The organism is uncultured Thioclava sp., from assembly GCF_913064665.1.
Lineage (GTDB): Bacteria > Pseudomonadota > Alphaproteobacteria > Rhodobacterales > Rhodobacteraceae > Thioclava > Thioclava arctica.
Genome location: NZ_CAJYBT010000006.1, coordinates 39,692 through 56,211 on the forward strand (window position 1 = coordinate 39,692; position 16,520 = coordinate 56,211).

The 16,520-nt window shown below is 61.8% G+C and carries 18 protein-coding genes; 12 read left to right on the top strand and 6 right to left on the bottom strand.

The genetic code is table 11. The features are described from left to right. Positions 1 to 29: 29 nt before the first annotated feature. Positions 30 to 1,097 carry a YeeE/YedE family protein gene (locus tag QZ571_RS03730; RefSeq protein ID WP_295531965.1) on the top strand — a complete coding sequence of 356 codons (1,068 nt, stop codon included), beginning with the start codon at positions 30 to 32 and terminating at the stop codon, positions 1,095 to 1,097. Here QZ571_RS03730 and QZ571_RS03735 read toward each other — a convergent pair. Beyond that, positions 1,094 to 3,283, bottom strand: a complete 2,190-nt coding sequence (locus tag QZ571_RS03735) for a primosomal protein N' (RefSeq protein WP_295531968.1) — start codon at positions 3,281 to 3,283, stop codon at positions 1,094 to 1,096. The two genes, QZ571_RS03730 and QZ571_RS03735, sit on opposite strands and share 4 nt — an antisense overlap. Before the next feature lie 155 nt (positions 3,284 to 3,438). On the opposite strand from QZ571_RS03735, the gene fsa reads away from it, so the two are divergent. From fsa to QZ571_RS03760, 5 genes are all read left to right on the top strand, one after another. Further along, complete coding sequence (gene fsa, locus QZ571_RS03740) at positions 3,439 to 4,092, top strand: fructose-6-phosphate aldolase (protein WP_295531971.1); 654 nt, start codon at positions 3,439 to 3,441, stop codon at positions 4,090 to 4,092. 135 nt (positions 4,093 to 4,227) lie between these two features. Then, on the top strand, positions 4,228 to 4,932 hold the full coding sequence (locus QZ571_RS03745; RefSeq protein ID WP_295531974.1) for a DUF484 family protein: 705 nt from the start codon (positions 4,228 to 4,230) through the stop codon (positions 4,930 to 4,932). Beyond that, the gene (locus tag QZ571_RS03750; RefSeq protein ID WP_295532187.1) at positions 4,932 to 5,846 is read left to right on the top strand and encodes a tyrosine recombinase XerC; all 915 of its coding nucleotides are present in this window, start codon (positions 4,932 to 4,934) and stop codon (positions 5,844 to 5,846) included. The genes QZ571_RS03745 and QZ571_RS03750 overlap by 1 nt, the downstream gene beginning before the upstream one ends. A 186-nt stretch (positions 5,847 to 6,032) precedes the next feature. After that, positions 6,033 to 6,242, top strand: coding sequence for a hypothetical protein (locus tag QZ571_RS03755; RefSeq protein WP_295531977.1), 210 nt, complete (start codon positions 6,033 to 6,035; stop codon positions 6,240 to 6,242). Positions 6,243 to 6,313: 71 nt separating this feature from the next. After that, a complete protein-coding gene (locus tag QZ571_RS03760; RefSeq protein WP_295531979.1) occupies positions 6,314 to 7,006 on the top strand; it encodes a CDP-alcohol phosphatidyltransferase family protein in 693 nt (230 codons plus the stop codon). A 140-nt stretch (positions 7,007 to 7,146) separates the two neighbouring features. Here QZ571_RS03760 and QZ571_RS03765 read toward each other — a convergent pair whose 3' ends face one another. Both QZ571_RS03765 and dapE read right to left on the bottom strand, forming a co-directional pair. Continuing rightward, on the bottom strand, positions 7,147 to 7,560 hold the full coding sequence (locus tag QZ571_RS03765; protein ID WP_295531982.1) for a GNAT family N-acetyltransferase: 414 nt from the start codon (positions 7,558 to 7,560) through the stop codon (positions 7,147 to 7,149). After that, entirely contained in the window at positions 7,557 to 8,699 is a 1,143-nt protein-coding gene (dapE, locus tag QZ571_RS03770) for a succinyl-diaminopimelate desuccinylase (protein WP_295531985.1), read from the bottom strand. The genes QZ571_RS03765 and dapE overlap by 4 nt, the downstream gene beginning before the upstream one ends. Positions 8,700 to 8,972: 273 nt before the next feature. Here dapE and QZ571_RS03775 point away from each other — a divergent pair, with 273 nt between their 5' ends. Continuing rightward, positions 8,973 to 9,296, top strand: a complete 324-nt coding sequence (locus QZ571_RS03775; protein WP_295531988.1) for a Hint domain-containing protein — start codon at positions 8,973 to 8,975, stop codon at positions 9,294 to 9,296. Continuing rightward, positions 9,293 to 10,396 (top strand): Hint domain-containing protein, encoded by a 1,104-nt coding sequence (locus QZ571_RS03780; protein WP_295531991.1) that lies wholly within the window; start codon positions 9,293 to 9,295, stop codon positions 10,394 to 10,396. Before QZ571_RS03775 ends, QZ571_RS03780 begins: the two co-directional genes overlap by 4 nt. A 28-nt stretch (positions 10,397 to 10,424) precedes the next feature. Here QZ571_RS03780 and QZ571_RS03785 read toward each other — a convergent pair whose 3' ends face one another. Then, the gene (locus QZ571_RS03785; protein ID WP_295531994.1) at positions 10,425 to 11,183 is read right to left on the bottom strand and encodes a sulfite exporter TauE/SafE family protein; all 759 of its coding nucleotides are present in this window, start codon (positions 11,181 to 11,183) and stop codon (positions 10,425 to 10,427) included. Positions 11,184 to 11,391: 208 nt separating this feature from the next. Between QZ571_RS03785 and QZ571_RS03790 the strand changes: the two genes are divergently transcribed. The 3 genes from QZ571_RS03790 (at position 11,392) to QZ571_RS03800 (ending at position 14,774) form a co-directional block, all read left to right on the top strand. Then, positions 11,392 to 13,056, top strand: coding sequence for an acyl-CoA dehydrogenase family protein (locus QZ571_RS03790; RefSeq protein WP_295531997.1), 1,665 nt, complete (start codon positions 11,392 to 11,394; stop codon positions 13,054 to 13,056). Between the two features lie 159 nt (positions 13,057 to 13,215). Then, on the top strand, positions 13,216 to 14,214 hold the full coding sequence (locus QZ571_RS03795) for an NAD-dependent epimerase/dehydratase family protein (RefSeq protein WP_295532000.1): 999 nt from the start codon (positions 13,216 to 13,218) through the stop codon (positions 14,212 to 14,214). 56 nt (positions 14,215 to 14,270) lie between these two features. Continuing rightward, entirely contained in the window at positions 14,271 to 14,774 is a 504-nt protein-coding gene (locus QZ571_RS03800) for a GNAT family N-acetyltransferase (RefSeq protein ID WP_295532003.1), read from the top strand. Here QZ571_RS03800 and recO read toward each other — a convergent pair. Beyond that, positions 14,765 to 15,487: a DNA repair protein RecO gene (gene recO / locus QZ571_RS03805; RefSeq protein ID WP_295532005.1), complete on the bottom strand. Its 723-nt coding sequence runs from the start codon at positions 15,485 to 15,487 to the stop codon at positions 14,765 to 14,767. The genes QZ571_RS03800 and recO overlap by 10 nt on opposite strands. 84 nt (positions 15,488 to 15,571) lie before the next feature. Here recO and QZ571_RS03810 point away from each other — a divergent pair, with 84 nt between their 5' ends. Continuing rightward, positions 15,572 to 16,195 (top strand): Pr6Pr family membrane protein, encoded by a 624-nt coding sequence (locus QZ571_RS03810; protein WP_295532008.1) that lies wholly within the window; start codon positions 15,572 to 15,574, stop codon positions 16,193 to 16,195. Here the strand turns inward: QZ571_RS03810 and QZ571_RS03815 are convergent. Beyond that, positions 16,185 to 16,520 carry a DUF1491 family protein gene (locus QZ571_RS03815; protein ID WP_295532011.1) on the bottom strand — a complete coding sequence of 112 codons (336 nt, stop codon included), beginning with the start codon at positions 16,518 to 16,520 and terminating at the stop codon, positions 16,185 to 16,187. The genes QZ571_RS03810 and QZ571_RS03815 overlap by 11 nt on opposite strands.

The window sequence follows — 16,520 nt, forward strand, 5'->3', positions numbered from 1 at the left end:
ATCACGCTTTCGCGAACGGGAGATTTGCCATGGATATCATCGAGATCATTGAGCGGATTGGCGAGGGGCCAACAGCGGCGCTTTTCGGGCTGATCACGGGGCTTATTTTCGGGGTGGCCGCACAGCGCTCGAATTTCTGCCTGCGCGCGGCGGCGATTGAATTCGCCCGTGGCAAGCTTGGTGGCAAGGTGGCGGTCTGGTTCTTGACCTTTTCCACAGCGCTCATCTGGGTGCAAAGCGCGCAGCTGCTCGGGTTGTTTCGCGCTGGCGATAGCCGGGTGATGTCCGTGCCCGGCAGTTGGTCTGGTGCGATTATCGGCGGGCTGATCTTTGGCGTGGGCATGGTGCTATCGCGCGGCTGCTCGGGGCGGCTTTTGGTGCTGGCCGCGACGGGCAATCTGCGCTCGGTCGTGGCGGGGCTGATCTTTGCCGTGACCGCACAAATGAGCCTCAAAGGCATCCTTGCCCCCTATCGCGACACGCTGGCAAGCCTGTGGATCACGCAGGGCGGCGAGAACGTCAACCTGCTGACCGCGCTGCATTTGCCCGATTGGACGGGGCTAGCAGTGGGCATCGTCTTTGCGCTGGCCGGGGTCTATCTGGCGGCCCGCAATCAGATCGGGATCAAGGTCTGGATATTTGCCTCCGGCGTCGGATTCGCGGTGGCCGTTGGCTGGGTTCTGACCTTCATGCTGTCACAAGTCGCCTTTGATCCGGTTCCGGTCAATTCGGTCACTTTCTCGGGGCCCTCGGCCAATACGCTGATGTTCTTCCTTGATCGCAACGCGGTGCTGGAATTTGATGTAGGCCTAGTGCCGGGCGTGGTGATCGGCGCGTTCCTATCCTCGCTCGTGGCAGGGCAATTTGCCTGGCAGGCGTTTGACAGCGTGCCAGTGATGCGCCGCTCGATGATCGGCGCGGTGATGATGGGCTTTGGCGCGATGCTGGCGGGTGGCTGTGCGATCGGCAATGGCGTGACGGGCACCTCGGTGCTGGCCGGCACGGCATGGCTGGCGCTGTTTTGCATGTGGATTGGCGCGATGGTCACCGATGTCCTGCTCGATCAGCGCAGCCTCACTCCCGCACAGGCCTGCTAAAGGAAACTTTGCGGGTCGATATCGACCGCAATGCGCGCGTTATTGGGCAGGCGCAGCCCCTTGAGCCAGCCTTTCAGCGCAGCCTGTAGCGGTGCGCCCTTGTCGGCCTTGATCAACATCCGCACCCGATGCCGCCCCCGCACCCGCGCAATCGGCGCTGGGGCCGGGCCAAAGACCTGCGCCCCCACGCGACGCAACGCCCCATCATTGCGCGCAAGCTGGCTGCCAATATCGAACAGCGGCTGCAAGTCTGGGCCCGACAGGATGATCCCCGCCATCCGCCCATAAGGGGGCACGCCCTGCGCCTGTCGCGCAGCAGCCTCTTGCGCCCAGAACGCCTCTTCGTCACCACCCAGAATGGCGCGGATCACCGGATGCTCGGGCTGGAAGGTCTGCAACAGCGCCACGCCCTTATCCTCGGCCCGCCCCGCGCGCCCCGCGACCTGCCGCATCAACTGAAAGGTCTTCTCCGCCGCGCGCAAATCAGACCCCTGCAACCCAAGATCGGCGTCAATCACCCCCACAAGCGTCAGCTTGGGAAAGTTATGCCCCTTGGCCACGATCTGCGTGCCGATGATGATATCGGCCCCACCATTCGCAATCTCGACGATGGTTTCTTTCAGCGCGCGCGCCGAGCCGAACAGATCGGAACTCAGCACCGATAACCGGGCATCAGGAAAGCGGCGCGTGACCTCTTCGGCAAGCCGCTCCACACCAGGACCGACCGGGGCCAGTTTGCCCTCGACCTCGCAGCTCGGGCATTTCGTTGGGATCGGCTTGGTCTCGCCGCATTGATGGCACACGAGCCGCTTGAGAAAGCGGTGCTCGACCATGCGCGCATCGCAGTGATCGCACGCAATCTGATGTCCGCACGCGCGGCAGATCGTGACGGGCGCATAGCCGCGACGGTTGAGAAACAGCATCGACTGCTGGCCCTCGGCAATGCGCCGCGTGACCTCGGAGACCAGCGTCGGACCGATCCAGCTGCCTGCCTCAAGCGCCTCTTCGCGCATGTCGATCGCGCCCATATCGGGCATTTCAGCGGTGCCAAAGCGCGCGCCCAAATCCAGCCGGGCATATTTCCCCGCGCTCGCGTTCACCCAGCTTTCCAAAGACGGCGTGGCCGAGGCCAACACCACCTGCGCGCTTGCCAGCGAGGCGCGCAAAACGGCCATGTCGCGGGCATTATACAACACGCCCTCTTCTTGCTTATACGACCCGTCATGTTCTTCATCGACCACGATCAACCCCAGATCGCGAAACGGCAAGAACAAGGCTGAACGCGCCCCGACAACCAGTTGCACATCCCCCGACCCACAGGCCTTCCACAATCGCCGCCGCTCGGATTGGGTCACGCCGGAATGCCACTCGCCGGGCAACGCCCCAAAGCGCGCCTCGACCCGCGCCAGAAATTCGGATGACAGCGCAATCTCGGGCAACAGAACCAAGGCCTGCCGCCCCTGCGCCAGACAGTGCGCCACCGCCTCAAGATACACTTCGGTCTTGCCCGAGCCCGTCACGCCTTTGAGCAGCGTGGTCGAATACCCGCCCGCACCGGCACGCAAAGCATCGGCCGCTTGCGCCTGCGCCTGTGACAGCGCCTTACCGGGCAGGTTGGGATCAAGCCGCGGGAAGGGTAGATCGCGCGGCACCTCGGCCTCGATCACAGCGCCCGTCTTGACCAACCCTTTGACCACCTGCGGAGTGACCTCGGCGAGATGCGCCAACTCGCCCAGATGAAACCCCGCCCCGCCATGATCGCGCAGCACCTCAAGGACACGCGTGCGCGCATCGGTCATCCGCGCAGGCGCATCCCCGCCCAGCCGATAAATCCGGCGCAACCCCGGCGGATCGCCCAAGCCCGGCGCGCGGGTCGCCAGCCGCAACACCTGCGGCAAAGCCGTCATCGTATAATCCGCCATCCGCAGCAGAAAATCGCGCAACTCCTCACGCATCGGTGCCACATCGAACACCCGGATCACCGAGCGCAGCTTCGCCATATCGAAATCGCCAGCACCTCGCCCCCAAACCACACCCAAAACCTTGCGTGGCCCCAGCGGCACCTCGACAAACGCGCCCGAAAAACAGCCCCCCTCGGGCGCGCGATAATCCAGCGGCTTGCCAATTGGCTCTGCCGTCAACACCGCAACGCGCGCACCCTCTTCAAACCAACCGGGATCAGACATAACGGACCGCCCCTTCTTTCATCTGGCCAGAAATACTCCGGGGTGAGGCGCATCTGCGCCGAGGGGCAGCGCCCCTCTCCTCGCGCGCTTTCCACTCTTTCCCGCGCGCGACTTTTGCGCTACCACCCGCGCAACTGCCGCCAAGGAGAAACCCCATGAAATTTTTCGTCGATACCGCCGACACCGCCGCGATTCGTGAACTGAACGATCTGGGCATGGTTGATGGCGTGACCACCAATCCGTCGCTGATCCTCAAATCGGGGCGTGATATTCTCGAAGTCACCAAAGAGATCTGCGACATGGTTTCAGGCCCGGTCTCTGCCGAGGTTGTCGCCACCGAGGCGAAGCAGATGATCGAAGAAGGGAATAAGCTCGCCAAGATCGCCCCCAATATCGCGATCAAGGTGCCTCTGACCTGGGACGGCCTGACCGCCTGTAAGGCTTTCGCATCCGAAGGCCACATGGTCAATGTCACGTTGTGCTTCTCTGCTGCGCAAGCGCTGATCGCGGCAAAGGCGGGTGCGACGTTTATCTCGCCCTTCATCGGACGTCTGGACGATATCAACCTCGACGGCATGCAGCTGATCGAAGATATCCGCGTCATCTACGACAACTATGACTTCAAAACCGAGATCCTTGCCGCTTCGATCCGCTCGGTGAACCATATCACCGACGCGGCCCGCATCGGTGCCGATGTGATCACCGCGCCGCCGAATGTTATCAAGGCGATGGCGAGCCATCCGCTGACCGACAAGGGTCTGGCGCAGTTCCTCAAGGATTGGGACGCAACGGGTCAAAAGATCGTCTGATCGCCAAACTCATTGCTGCGCAGGCCCGCCACACTGGCGGGCCTTTTGCGTCGGTCTCGGGATTTTATGCGCTGCATTTCGCGCCGCGTCGTGTATGCTGACAAAAAGAACAACGACCCGAGCAGTGAGACAGGCATGACCGAAACGGCCCTCGTGGAGCACCTCCGCGAACAAATCATTTCCGACCCCGATGTCATCTTGGAAGACCGCGATCTGATGCGCGCGCTTGTCGCTGCCAATGAGGCGGCGATGGGGGGCAATATCGTCGATCTGCGCGGCATGGCGATGGCCCGCCTTGAGGCCCGGCTGGACCGGCTTGAAGACACTCATCGTTCGGTGATTGCAGCCGCGTATGAAAATCTTGCGGGGACCAATCAGGTGCATCGCGCGGTGCTGCGCATGCTTGACCCCATCGATTTCCCGGCCTTCCTGACGAATTTGCGCTCGGATGTGGCCGAGATTTTGCGCGTCGATTCCGTGCGCCTCGTGCTGGAAAGCAAACAAAACGAGGATGACCCTGCGCTGCAAGTTCTCGGTGAGGTGCTTTGCGTCGCTGAGCCCGGTTTCGTGCAGGAATATCTACGCGCCGGACGCGGCGGAGCCCCGCGCGGCGTGGTGTTGCGCCAGACCGTTCCGGGATCAGAGGCGATCTATGGCGAGGCCGCCGACTGGATCCGATCCGAGGCGCTGATGCGTCTCGATCTGGGAGAGGGGCGGCTTCCGGGGATGCTGGTGATGGGCGCAGAAGACCCGCATCAGTTCAAACCCTCGCAGGGCACCGATCTGTTAGCATTTTTCGCAGGCGTGTTTGAGCGCGCGATGCGACGCTGGTTGGAATGATGCTGGCCCCCGGGCTTGGGGCGGCGTTGGCCGAATGGCTATCGCATTTGCGCGCGCTCGACGGTGCCGCAGACAATACGATCGAGGCCTATCGCGCCGATGTCGCAGGCTTTCTGGGCTTCGTTCAAAACCATCATGGCGATGGATTTGGCACGGCGCGACTTGCCACGCTTGGTCCGACCGATATGCGGTCTTGGATGGCGCATGAGCGCGGACGCGGCTTGTCGGCGCGCTCGCTGGCGCGAGCCTTATCTTCGGTCAAAAGCTTCACCCGCTGGATGGCAGATCGCGAAGGTTTCGATGCCAGCCATGTCTTGCTGGCTCGCGCGCCGAAATATCAGCGAAAATTGCCGCGCCCTTTATCTGAAGACGGTGCGCGCGCGATGATCGATCAGGTCGATACGCAAGCCTCAGACCCGTGGATCGCCGCCCGGGATGTGGCGGTTCTGACACTGCTTTACGGCGGTGGATTGCGGATATCCGAGGCGCTTGGGCTGACCGGCGAGCAGCACCCCCTGCCCGACGTGCTGCGCATCCGTGGCAAGGGCGACAAGGAACGACTGGTGCCGATACTGGGGGCCGCACGCGATGCGGTGGCCGAATATGTGCGCCTGTGCCCCTATCCCGCCGAACCCGGCCAGCCGCTGTTTCGCGGCAAGCGCGGTGGGGCGCTGAACCCGCGATTGGTGTCGCGTGCGATGGAACAGGCCCGGATGGCGCTGGGACTGCCCGCGACCGCCACGCCGCACGCCATGCGCCACAGCTTTGCCACCCATCTTCTGGCCGCCGGGGGCGATTTGCGCGCGATTCAGGAATTGTTGGGCCATGCCAGCCTTGCAACCACGCAGATCTACACCGCCGTCGATGCCGCGCGCCTGATGGAGGTCTATGACAAGGCTCATCCGCGCGCCTGAACGCCGCTATTTCCCTGGGTGCTTATTTCGACGGCTTTAGATCTTCTGTCACGTCTTGGACCTGGTCCGGGTCCGCATGTTCAACGGGAAAGGACATGACGATTTCATCCCCGTAGTGCCCTGTCTGCACTCACAACATCAACCGCGCGCATGCCGCTGGCCATTGCCACAAAGACGCAAAGCAAGATGCAATCTCGCCCGTCGGGCCCACTGCCGCTGCCGCCACCGGGACCTCCGCCAGAACAGGCCTCTGGCGAAAGCGATGATCGCGAAAGCACGCTCTATGAATCGCAGTTCAACGCCCTCAGCATTGAGGATGACAGCCCCGACAGCACATCGTTGAGTGCGATGAATGCGAACGACCAATATCTCGCGCTTCTGCCTGAATTTTCTTGATCCCAGCCGGGAACGGCGGCGGCGTTCGTTCGGTGGCTTGCGTCGCACGCAGGTTTTGGGCAGGAAGAGATATGGACATTCGTATCAAAGCCCTCTGCGTTCACCTGCTCACAGCCACCGGCGCGGTGCTGTCAATGCTGGCTTTGCTGGCCGCAACCGACCAAAAATGGAGCCTGATGTTCCTGTGGCTCGTCGTCGCCTTTTTCGTGGATGGCATTGATGGGCCTTTGGCGCGACGCTACGACGTAAAGTCCAACTCCCCGCTTTATGACGGCGAACTGATGGATCTGATCGTCGACTATCTGACCTATGTTTTCATTCCGGCCTTCGCCCTGTTCAAATCGGGCTTGCTGCCGGGCTGGCCGGGCTGGCTTGCGATCATCGCGATCACCTATGGCAGTGTCGTCTATTTCTCGGACACGCGGATGAAAACAAAGGATAAATCCTTCTCCGGCTTTCCCGGAGCGTGGAACATGCTGGTGCTTGTGATGTTTGCGCTCTCGCCGCACCCCACGACGATTTTGATCATCGTCGTGGCTCTGACAGTCGCAATGTTCTTGCCGTTGAAATTCATCCATCCCGTGCGCACCAAGCGTTGGCGCGTCGTGTCCCTGCCCGTGGCACTCGCCTGGACCTTTTTCGCGGGTTGGGCGGCGTGGGTCAATTTTGATCCGGCAAGCTGGGCGCATTGGGGGCTTGTGATCACCTCATTCTACTTGCTGCTTGTCGGCATCGTTCAGCAAATCATTCCCGAACGCACCTGAACACCAAACCCCACATCAATAGTGGCGATTTGGTTGTGACGTCAGTGCCGCCACTGCGTTGGCGCAAAACGCGCATACGGAAAAATCACAGCGGCCAAACTGGCGGCCGCGCCCACCCGCAGGGGTGGCCAAACCACAGCTTAAAGCGGCTTTTCCATATCGCGATGGGGAATGCCTGCATCATCATAGGGCGCGCCATAGGCCACAAAGCCCAAGCCTTCGTAAAACCCGATCGCAGAAACCTGCGCCGAGAGATAGACCCGCGTGCAGCCCAGCGCGCTGAGCCGCGCACAGGACTCGCGCACCAAAGCAGCGCCCAAGCCAGTCCCGCGCATCGGCTTGGCCACACAAAGCCGGCCAATCTTGCCTTTTGCCCCGACAACCAGCAACCGCGCGGTGCCCAAGGGCGTCTCCCCGTCACGCGCCAGCAAATGCAGCGCATCACCATCCAGATCATCCCATTCATCGGGTTCGCTGATGCCCTGTTCCTCGATGAACACAGCCCGGCGCAAAGCGTGGCACAGAGAGATATCTTCAACCGTCTCGATAATCATGCGAAATAGGCCTTTAGCGCGCGGGCATAGACCCGTTTGAGGGTTTCGATTTGGTCCACTGGCACGCGCTCATCGACCTGATGCATCCGGTCCCCGACCAGCCCGAATTCCACGACCGGGCAATGATCTTTGACAAAGCGCGCATCCGAAGTGCCCCCAGACGTCGAGAGTTCCGGCGCCATACCGGTTTCCGCCTGAACCGCATCCGCAACCAAATCGACAAACGGGCCGGGCGGGGTGACAAAACTTTCGCCCGAAATATCGGGGTTGAGAGTAAAATCAACGCCAGTTTGCGTCGTGATGCCTTGGGCCAGTTCATGCGCCCACGCAATTAGCGACGCGCCCGTATGGGCATCGTTGAAGCGGATATTCACCGTCGCCTTGGCCCGCGCCGGGATCACGTTATTGGCCGGGTTGGCGCAGTCGATCGTGGTGATCTGCACACTTGTCGGCTGAAAATGTTTCGTGCCCGGATCAAGCGGCTCTGCCACCATCTGCCCAAGCAAAGCGACCAATGCATGCAGCGGGTTTTTCGCGCGATGGGGATAGGCAGCATGGCCCTGCACCCCCTCGGCCTCGATGTAAAATGTCATCGAGCCACGCCGCCCGATTTTCATCATCTGCCCCATCACCTCGGGGCAGGTCGGCTCACCCACCAGACAGACTGACATCGCCTCGCCCTGATCGGCCATCCAGTCAAGCAATGCGCGGGTGCCATCACGCCCCGGCCCTTCTTCATCGCCGGTGATCGCCAAGATCACCGCGCCGTCGGGCGGGGTGGCGCGCACGAAATCCACCGCAGCGGCGGCAAAGGCGGCCACGCCCGATTTCATGTCTTGCGCCCCACGTCCCCACAAAACGCCCGAATTTATCTCGCCACCAAACGGGTCATGGCTCCAGGCACGCGCGTCGCCAACCGGCACGACATCGGTATGGCCGTTGAAGCCAAAGGTCTTGGCCGCCCCCTTCGCCCCCCAGCGCGCAAACAAATTGGGCGTGCCATTGCGATCCACGCGCGTGCAGCTAAACCCAGCCCCCGTAAGCAGGGATTGCAGCAACACCAGCGCCCCGCCCTCATCAGGGGTGACCGAGGGGCAGCGGATCAGATCGGCGCTTAGGGCAACGGCATCGGTGGTCATTTGCGCTCCTTTCGATATCGCTCACAGGAGTAAAGCGCAGGCGCGGTGCGGGCAATGGCTGTTGCAACACCGCCACCGCTGCTCGCCATTGCGAAACCGGGGCCTCGTAATCGCCGTAAAACCTGTCAGTATAAAGAAAAATATAAACGGCCCGAGGCAGGGCAACACGAGCAGGGCAAAAGCCCACACCAAATAAACGAGGCCAAATGGCCCGCGAAATGCGGCAATGACCGCAAATGTGTTGCGCTGTCTTCGAGGGGTTCGGGGGCAGAAATGGCTGAGTTGACCTATGATCTAAGCGCGACTGCGATAGAGATGGCACAGGATGCTGGCGCGCAACCGCTGGTCTGGCGCGGCTCCAAAACCGGCACGGCGGAGACCGAGCTTGCCCCGATCCGCATTCGCAAAGGCACGTTTGGGGCAACCCGCGATCAGATTGTGTCGCCCCAGCATCGCGTGCTGGTGCGCGATCCGAGCGCCGAAATCCTGACGCTTTTTCCTGAACTCGATCCGCTCACCGGCATAGGCTACGGCGCACCCGCCCGCCCGCTGCTGCGCAGCTTCGAGGCCAGCTTGCTGCAAAGGCGCGCCGCATGAGTCACACATCTGGTTGGATTGCCGCCTTTGAGGCCCATCGCGGCCCTTACCGCTTTGATGATCGCGTTTTGCCGGCGATGCTGGCGCAAGGCACGTTGATGCTGGAATTCACGCTGGTGCGGGGCGAAAACGGCCCCCTACCGCTGATCCATCTGGAAAACCGCGCCGCTGGCTGGCGTGAATTTCTCTCGCTCGGGCTGGACGCGCAGGGGCGCATCGCGCTGACGCAGCGGCGCGGCGATCTGGTGCATGCGATTTCGCTTGATGCCAAGCAGGAAATCATGACCGGCGGGCGCATGCGGTTGAGCTGGCGCTGGGATGGGCCGGGCCGGGAAAGCCTGCTGACGCTCAAGGCGCTGGATCACGGGACGTTGCGCCAACATTCCGGGCGTGCGCCGCTGCCGCTGACGCGCACTGAGGCGCTGGCGCTGGTTGCGGGTGATGGTCGCGCCAAGATCGGGCCGCGCGTGTCCTGGCTGGCGCTGGGCGATCATTTGCATCCGCTGGGACCGGGCGCGTGCTTTGCCCCCGCAACCCCGATCGAGACGCCGCAAGGACCGCGCCCCGCAGCGCATATCAAAGCAGGCGATCAGGTGCTGACAAGCGATGCCGGGCCGCAAGACGTTGTCTGGGCTGGTCGCATCTCTCTACCCGCCTTGGGCCATCTGCGCCCGGTACAGTTGCGCGCCCCGGTCTTCGGCAAAACTCGGGATCTGTGGCTGCTCCCGCAACATCGTATCGCGCTATGTGGACCCTCGGTCGACTATATTCTGGGCGAAGAAAAGGTGCTGATCGAGGCACATCACCTCGTCGATGCCTGTACTGCGCTACAACCGGATCGGCCCGGATTGCTTAGCTGGCAAGGGATCTTGCTGGGCGGGCATCATTTGCTGATCGCGGATGGGTGCGAGGTGGAAAGCCTGCATATCGGGCGGCTTGCGCGCCAACCTCTGCTGGCCGCGACAACCGCTTTGGCCGATCTCGCGCGTGCTGGCAGCTTGCCGCTGCATCGCAAACCCGCGCTCAAGATCGCCAGCGGATACGAGGCCACGACTTTGGCCGCAGCGCGCCGTCACGGGCGCGGCCCAGTCGCCGCCTGATCCTATCGCCGCCAAATCCTATCGCCGCCTAGCCCATCAGGGCGCGACGCACCAGATTGGCGCCCGCGAGACCCAGCAAGATCAGCGTCAGGCGGCGAAACAGCACCGGATCCAGCCGGTCCTGCGCGCCAAATCCCAACCGCATCCCGATCAAAGCAGGCACCACCATCAGCGCCGAAAGCGGCACGGTCTGCGCATTCAGCACGCCAGACGCCAGATGCGACCCGGTCAAAATCACCGAGCCGATCATGAACACGACGCCCTGAATACGCACCGCTTCGCGTTTGGGCGCATGAATAGACAGCAAATAAACGATCAGCGGCGGCCCCCAAATGCCTGAAATGCCGCCATATAACCCGCCGATGATGCCCAAAATACTCTCGGTCAGCTTGCGATGATGCATCGGCAGCACCAAGGGCCGCCCGGACAGCTGCCAGATCGCAAAGGCAACAATCGGCACTCCCAGCAGCAGATACATCGTGTTTTGCGGGATGATGCGCACAAAGCCCGCACTGATCGGAATGAACACGATAATCATTGCGATAAATATCTGATAGCGCCGGATCGAGCCCCACGCCGCCCCCACGCCTTGCCGGAACGCTTGAATAAGATTGCTCACCAAAGTGGGCAGGATCAGCAGCGCCAGCGCGATCTCGGGCGGTAGAAACGAGGCAAAACTCGACAGCATGATCATCGGCATCGCGAATCCGACCGCACCTTTGACGAATCCCGCAAACAGCGTCACCGCCAGCGCCATGGCGATTTGCCAAGTCTCTAGTCCTGCCATCTCTTTCCCCCCGTTTGGCTTGCTTGTAGCGCGTTTTGTCGGCGTAGCCAGCCCACGGGCAAAATCGCGCAAAGATCGGGCGTGCCAGCCAAATATCCAGACTCGGCGCGACATTTTAGGTCTTGAGCATAGCTTCTCGCGTATTTTAATTGCGCTGCGAGTGCAAAATACCTATGCACTATGCAACTGCAGAATAGGGAGCCGATTCATGGCGCATGACGGGGCCGATATAGTGATGACGATCATTCTGGATGACCTTCTAACACGCAGCGAAGCGGCCTTGCCTGAACTGGCGGCGCTTGTCTCGCAGGCGACCGAAGCTTTGCGCGCGAAAGCCAGCAAGGATGGGCGCATTTCTGGCGCGTTGCTTGAGGCGCATCAGTATCAGGCCCACGGACTGGCATGGCTGACAACCTATGAGCAATCGCTCAAACAGTTGCATGGCTGGGCCAAGCGACTGGCCGATGAGGGCAAGTTCGGTGAGATCGAACAGTTGATCCTGCAAATCGGCTTTGGTGAATATCTCGCTCAGATCGCTGGCGGCATCCAGATGAACCAGGGCGAGATGGTGCGCCTTGCCGATATGGACATCAGCTGGACCCCATCCGACGCTGCCGCCACGCTGATCGCCTCAGGCAACTCCAACGCCGCGCGCTTGCGTCTGGTCGAGCTGATGCAAGATATTCAAGGCCGTTCAATCTTTGGCCAATCCGGTCTGGATGACGAGCTGGAGATGATCCGCGAGCAATTCTACCGTTACGCCGAGGACCGGGTGAAACCCTTTGCCCATGAATGGCACCTCAAGGACGAGCTGATCCCGATGTCGGTGATCGAGGAACTGGCGGAACTGGGCGTGTTCGGCCTGACCATCCCCGAAGAATATGGCGGGCTGGGCCTGTCCAAAGCGACGATGGCCGTCGTGACCGAGGAACTTTCGCGCGGCTATATCGGGGTGGGCTCGCTTGGCACGCGCTCCGAGATCGCGGCAGAGCTGATCATCTGCGGCGGCACCCAAGAGCAGAAAGAAAAGTGGCTGCCCGGTCTGGCCAGCGGCGAGATCCTGAGCACCGCGGTCTTCACCGAACCCAATACCGGATCGGATCTTGGATCGTTGCGCACCCGTGCAGTCAAAGATGGTGAAGATTGGGTCGTGACCGGCAACAAGACGTGGATCACCCACGCCGCGCGCACCCATGTCATGACGCTGCTGGCGCGCACCAACCCCGATTCCAGCGATTATAAGGGCCTGTCGATGTTCCTGGCCGAGAAGACGCCGGGCACCGATGACGCCCCCTTCCCCACGCCCGGCATGACCGGCGGCGAGATCGAGGTGCTGGGCTATCGCGGCATGAAGGAATACGAGCTGGCCTTTGACGGCTTTCGCGTGAAGGGCGAGAACCTGCTGGGCGGCGAAGAGGGCAAGGGTTTCAAGCAGCTCATGGAGACGTTTGAATCTGCGCGCATCCAGACCGCCGCGCGCGCCGTGGGCGTGGCGCAATCAGCGCTGGAAATCGGCATGCAATATGCGATTGATCGCAAGCAATTCGGCAAATCGCTGATCGAGTTTCCGCGGGTGGCCTCCAAACTGGCGATGATGGCGGTCGAAACCATGATCGCGCGCCAGTTGACCTATTTCTCGGCATGGGAAAAGGATCACGGCCATCGCTGCGATCTTGAGGCGGGCATGGCGAAACTGCTGGGGGCGCGGGTCGCTTGGGCGGCTGCCGATAACGCGCTGCAAATCCACGGCGGCAACGGGTTCGCGCTGGAATATCAAATCTCGCGTATTCTGTGTGACGCACGCATCCTCAATATCTTTGAGGGCGCGGCAGAAATTCAGGCGCAGGTCATCGCGCGGCGTCTGCTCGGCTAAGGCTGTTTGTTCCAGACCCTCAAGGCGGCGTCCCTGAGGCGCCGCCTTTTGCATAGGTGGCAACTGCGCCACAAGTGATGCTCCAGCGCGTCGGGGCAAGCTTGACTTCACCCCCGCCCTCCCCAATTTGAACACAACCGCTCACATTAGGAGGGCCGTATGCCCCGCACGATCCTCGTCACCGGCATCACCGGGTTTATCGCCAAGAAGATCGCCTATGATCTGCTGGCGCGCGGCGACACAGTGCGCGGCACCTTGCGCAAATCTGGGCGCAGCCAAGAGGTGCGCGCGGCGCTCGCGGGCTTGCCACCCGAGGCCTTGGCGCGGCTCAGTTTTGTCGAGGCCGATCTGATGACGGATCGCGGTTGGGCCGAAGCGATGGGCGGCGTGGACGGCGTGATGCACACGGCCTCGCCCTTTCCCCTCAGCAAGCCCAAGGACGAATCCCAGATCATTGGCCCGGCGGTTGAGGGCACCAAGCGCGTGCTCAAAGCGGCGCATAAAGCGGGTGTGACGCGTGTTGTGCTGACCTCCTCGATGGAGGCTGTGATGCATGGCGTGACCTCGAACCCGATGACCGAGGCCGATTGGTCCAACCCCGAGGCCCCGACCTGCAGCGCCTATACGCGCTCAAAAATCTTCGCCGAACGGGCCGCTTGGGACTTTGTCAAAACCCATCCCGAGATGCAGTTGAGCGTGATCAATCCCGGCCTCGTCTGCGGCACGCCGATGGATAAGCACACCGGATCTTCCGTCGCGGTGATTGCGCGCCTGTTGTCGGGGCGCGACCCGATGCAACCTGATCTCGACATGCCAGTTGTGGATGTCGCCGATGTCTCGGCATGTCATATCGCTGCGCTGGATACGCCCGAAGCGATCAACAAGCGCTATATCTGCGCCGAAAGTTTCGCCAATTTCCGCGATCTTGCCGCTGCCCTTCAGGCGAATTTCCCCGATCGCAAAATCTCGCAGCGACTGGCCCCGAAATTCGTGCTGAAGCTTTTGGCCTTGTTCGATGCCCAGATCGCGCTGATCTTGCCGATGATCGGCAAGAAGATGCATCTCAGCCATGCCGCGGCAACCGATGATCTGGGCGTCAAATTCACCCCTGCCGATAAGGCCGTTATCCGCACCGCGCGTTTCCTCGCCGCGAAATGAGGCTTGCACGCCGCCGTGATGCGCGCCAATTCTGCGCCTGAACAAGGAGAGCGCAGATGATCCGGGACGCCAAATCCGAAGACGCCGAAGCCATCGCTGAAATCTACAATGACGCGGTGCGCAACACGACCGCGATCTGGAACGATATCGAGATCGATGCGCAGAACCGCCGTGACTGGATCGCGGATCGGCAGGCGGCAGGCTATCCGGTGCTGGTCTGGGAGGCAGGTGGCAAGGCGGTGGGCTATGTCAGTTTCGGCCCGTTTCGCCCCCATGACGGCTACCGTCTAAGCGTGGAACATTCGGTTTACGTTCATCGCGATCACCGCGCAGGCGGCAAGGGCGCGCAGATGATGGAGGCGCTGATTGCGCGCGCCCGTGAGGGCGGTTTCCACGTCATGATCGCGGCGGTTGATGCAGCCAATGCCGGGTCGGTGCGCCTACATGAGCGGCTTGGGTTTGCCCATGTCGGGAGGCTGCCGCAAGTGGGCAAGAAATTCGGGCGCTGGTTGGATCTGGCGCTGTTGCAACTGGTGTTGGACGACCGCGCTCAGCCCTGACGCGACAGCAGATCGACCAATCGGTTACGGGCCTCGGGCAGCGGGCGATTGCCCAGATCGGGGGCCATCCGCTCGCCCAGAAAAAACCCGGTCAGGCGCAACCCCTGTGCAATTTCAGCCCCAGAGGCCGGCCCCTGCCCCAGCAGGAACAGCGGCAGATGCAGCAGCTTGGGCGCCCATTCGCCCGCCGCCTCACGACTAACGGCGCGCCCGGTGCGCGGGCTGACATAGGCCAGATCATCGCGCGTGCCAGTCACCGCGCATTGGCTTAGATCCAGACCATAGCCCATCTCTTCAAGCAGCCCCATCTCCCAGCGCAGATAATCAGCCGCCCAATTGCCGCCCTCAACGAACAGATCAAACAGTGCCTCGGACGCCGCGAAGACACGCATATGCGCCTCGCGCTCGGGCAGGGTAAAGCGCAGCAGTGCGCAGGTCGCATTCAGCCCCGCCAGCGCCAAGCGATCAGACAAGATCACGGTGCGGCTTTGCAGCGGCTCAATGGTGAAGCTGCCCATATGGTCTTCGAGCCGCGCCCGCCACGTAGCCGAAACGCGATTGCCCGGCTGCAATATCCCCACCATCTTGCGCGACGCACCACCGCGCACCACCCCCGCATGACGGCCGTGATCGGCAGTGAACAGCTCGACGATCATCGAGTTTTCACCATGCGGGCGCGCAGAAAGAATGGTGCCGTGATCTTGCCAATCCATGGTGCGACTATCGAATGGGTGACGTTGCGGCGCAAGCGGCTTCGTGAATTGTGCAACGGCCTTGGCTGGCCCTAACTTGCGCCCATGACACGTATTTCCCGTTCTCTCGCATTGCTGATTTTCCTGTGTGAAGCAATCGCCTTCGCCGCAAGCTTCAGCACCAATCTCGCCGCCCATCCCCATGCCTCGGTGCCGTTGGGGATTTTATGGCTGATGGTGCGCTATTTCACGATCTGGACCAACTCATTGGTCGGGGTTTTGTTTGGCGTGATGCTCTGGCGCAAACGTTTGTTTTCGCCTGCATTACTGGCGGCCCTCACGCTGTGGATGATCATCGTGGGCGCGGTCTATCACCTGCTGCTCGCGGGAGACGAACCCTTGCACGGCCTCGATTGGCTGGAGAATTTCCTGTATCACACCGCCGTGCCGATCTTGCTGCCGATCTGGTGGCTGATCTTTGCGCCCAAGCGTGCGTTGCAATGGCGTGACGCGGCGCTTTGGCTGATTTGGCCGCTGATCTATCTGGTCTATGCAGAGATCCGCGGGCTTGAGACCGGATTTTACCCGTATTTCTTTCTCAATCTCACGCAGCTTGGCTGGAACGGGCTGGCGATCTGGTGCGCGCAATTTGTGATTGCGTTCTGGATTGGCGGGCTCGTGATAATCGCACTGGGGCGTGCGATGGCGTGGCTGCGCCTTACGCGTTAAGCCCGTCTTCATCCAGCAACGTGCGCCCATCCCGGCTTTCGATCTCGATCACCCAGAGGTCGGGGTCAAAGCCGCGCTGTTTGGCGATGCTCGCGTCGACCTCGGCCTCGGGGCCATCGTGCAGCAACATCCACGCGCTGGCCCCCGTCATCAGATCGGTCCGCCGTTCATAGCTTTGGGCGGTGCCGTCAAGACGCGCGCATTTCACCAGAACCGCGCCCGAGCTTTGCTGCCCATGCGCGGTCACATAGGCGGGGATATTGGCCAACTCCAGCCGCTTGAGATAGGCGTGCACCCACAGATCGGTCGTGAGCCGCGCCGCCAT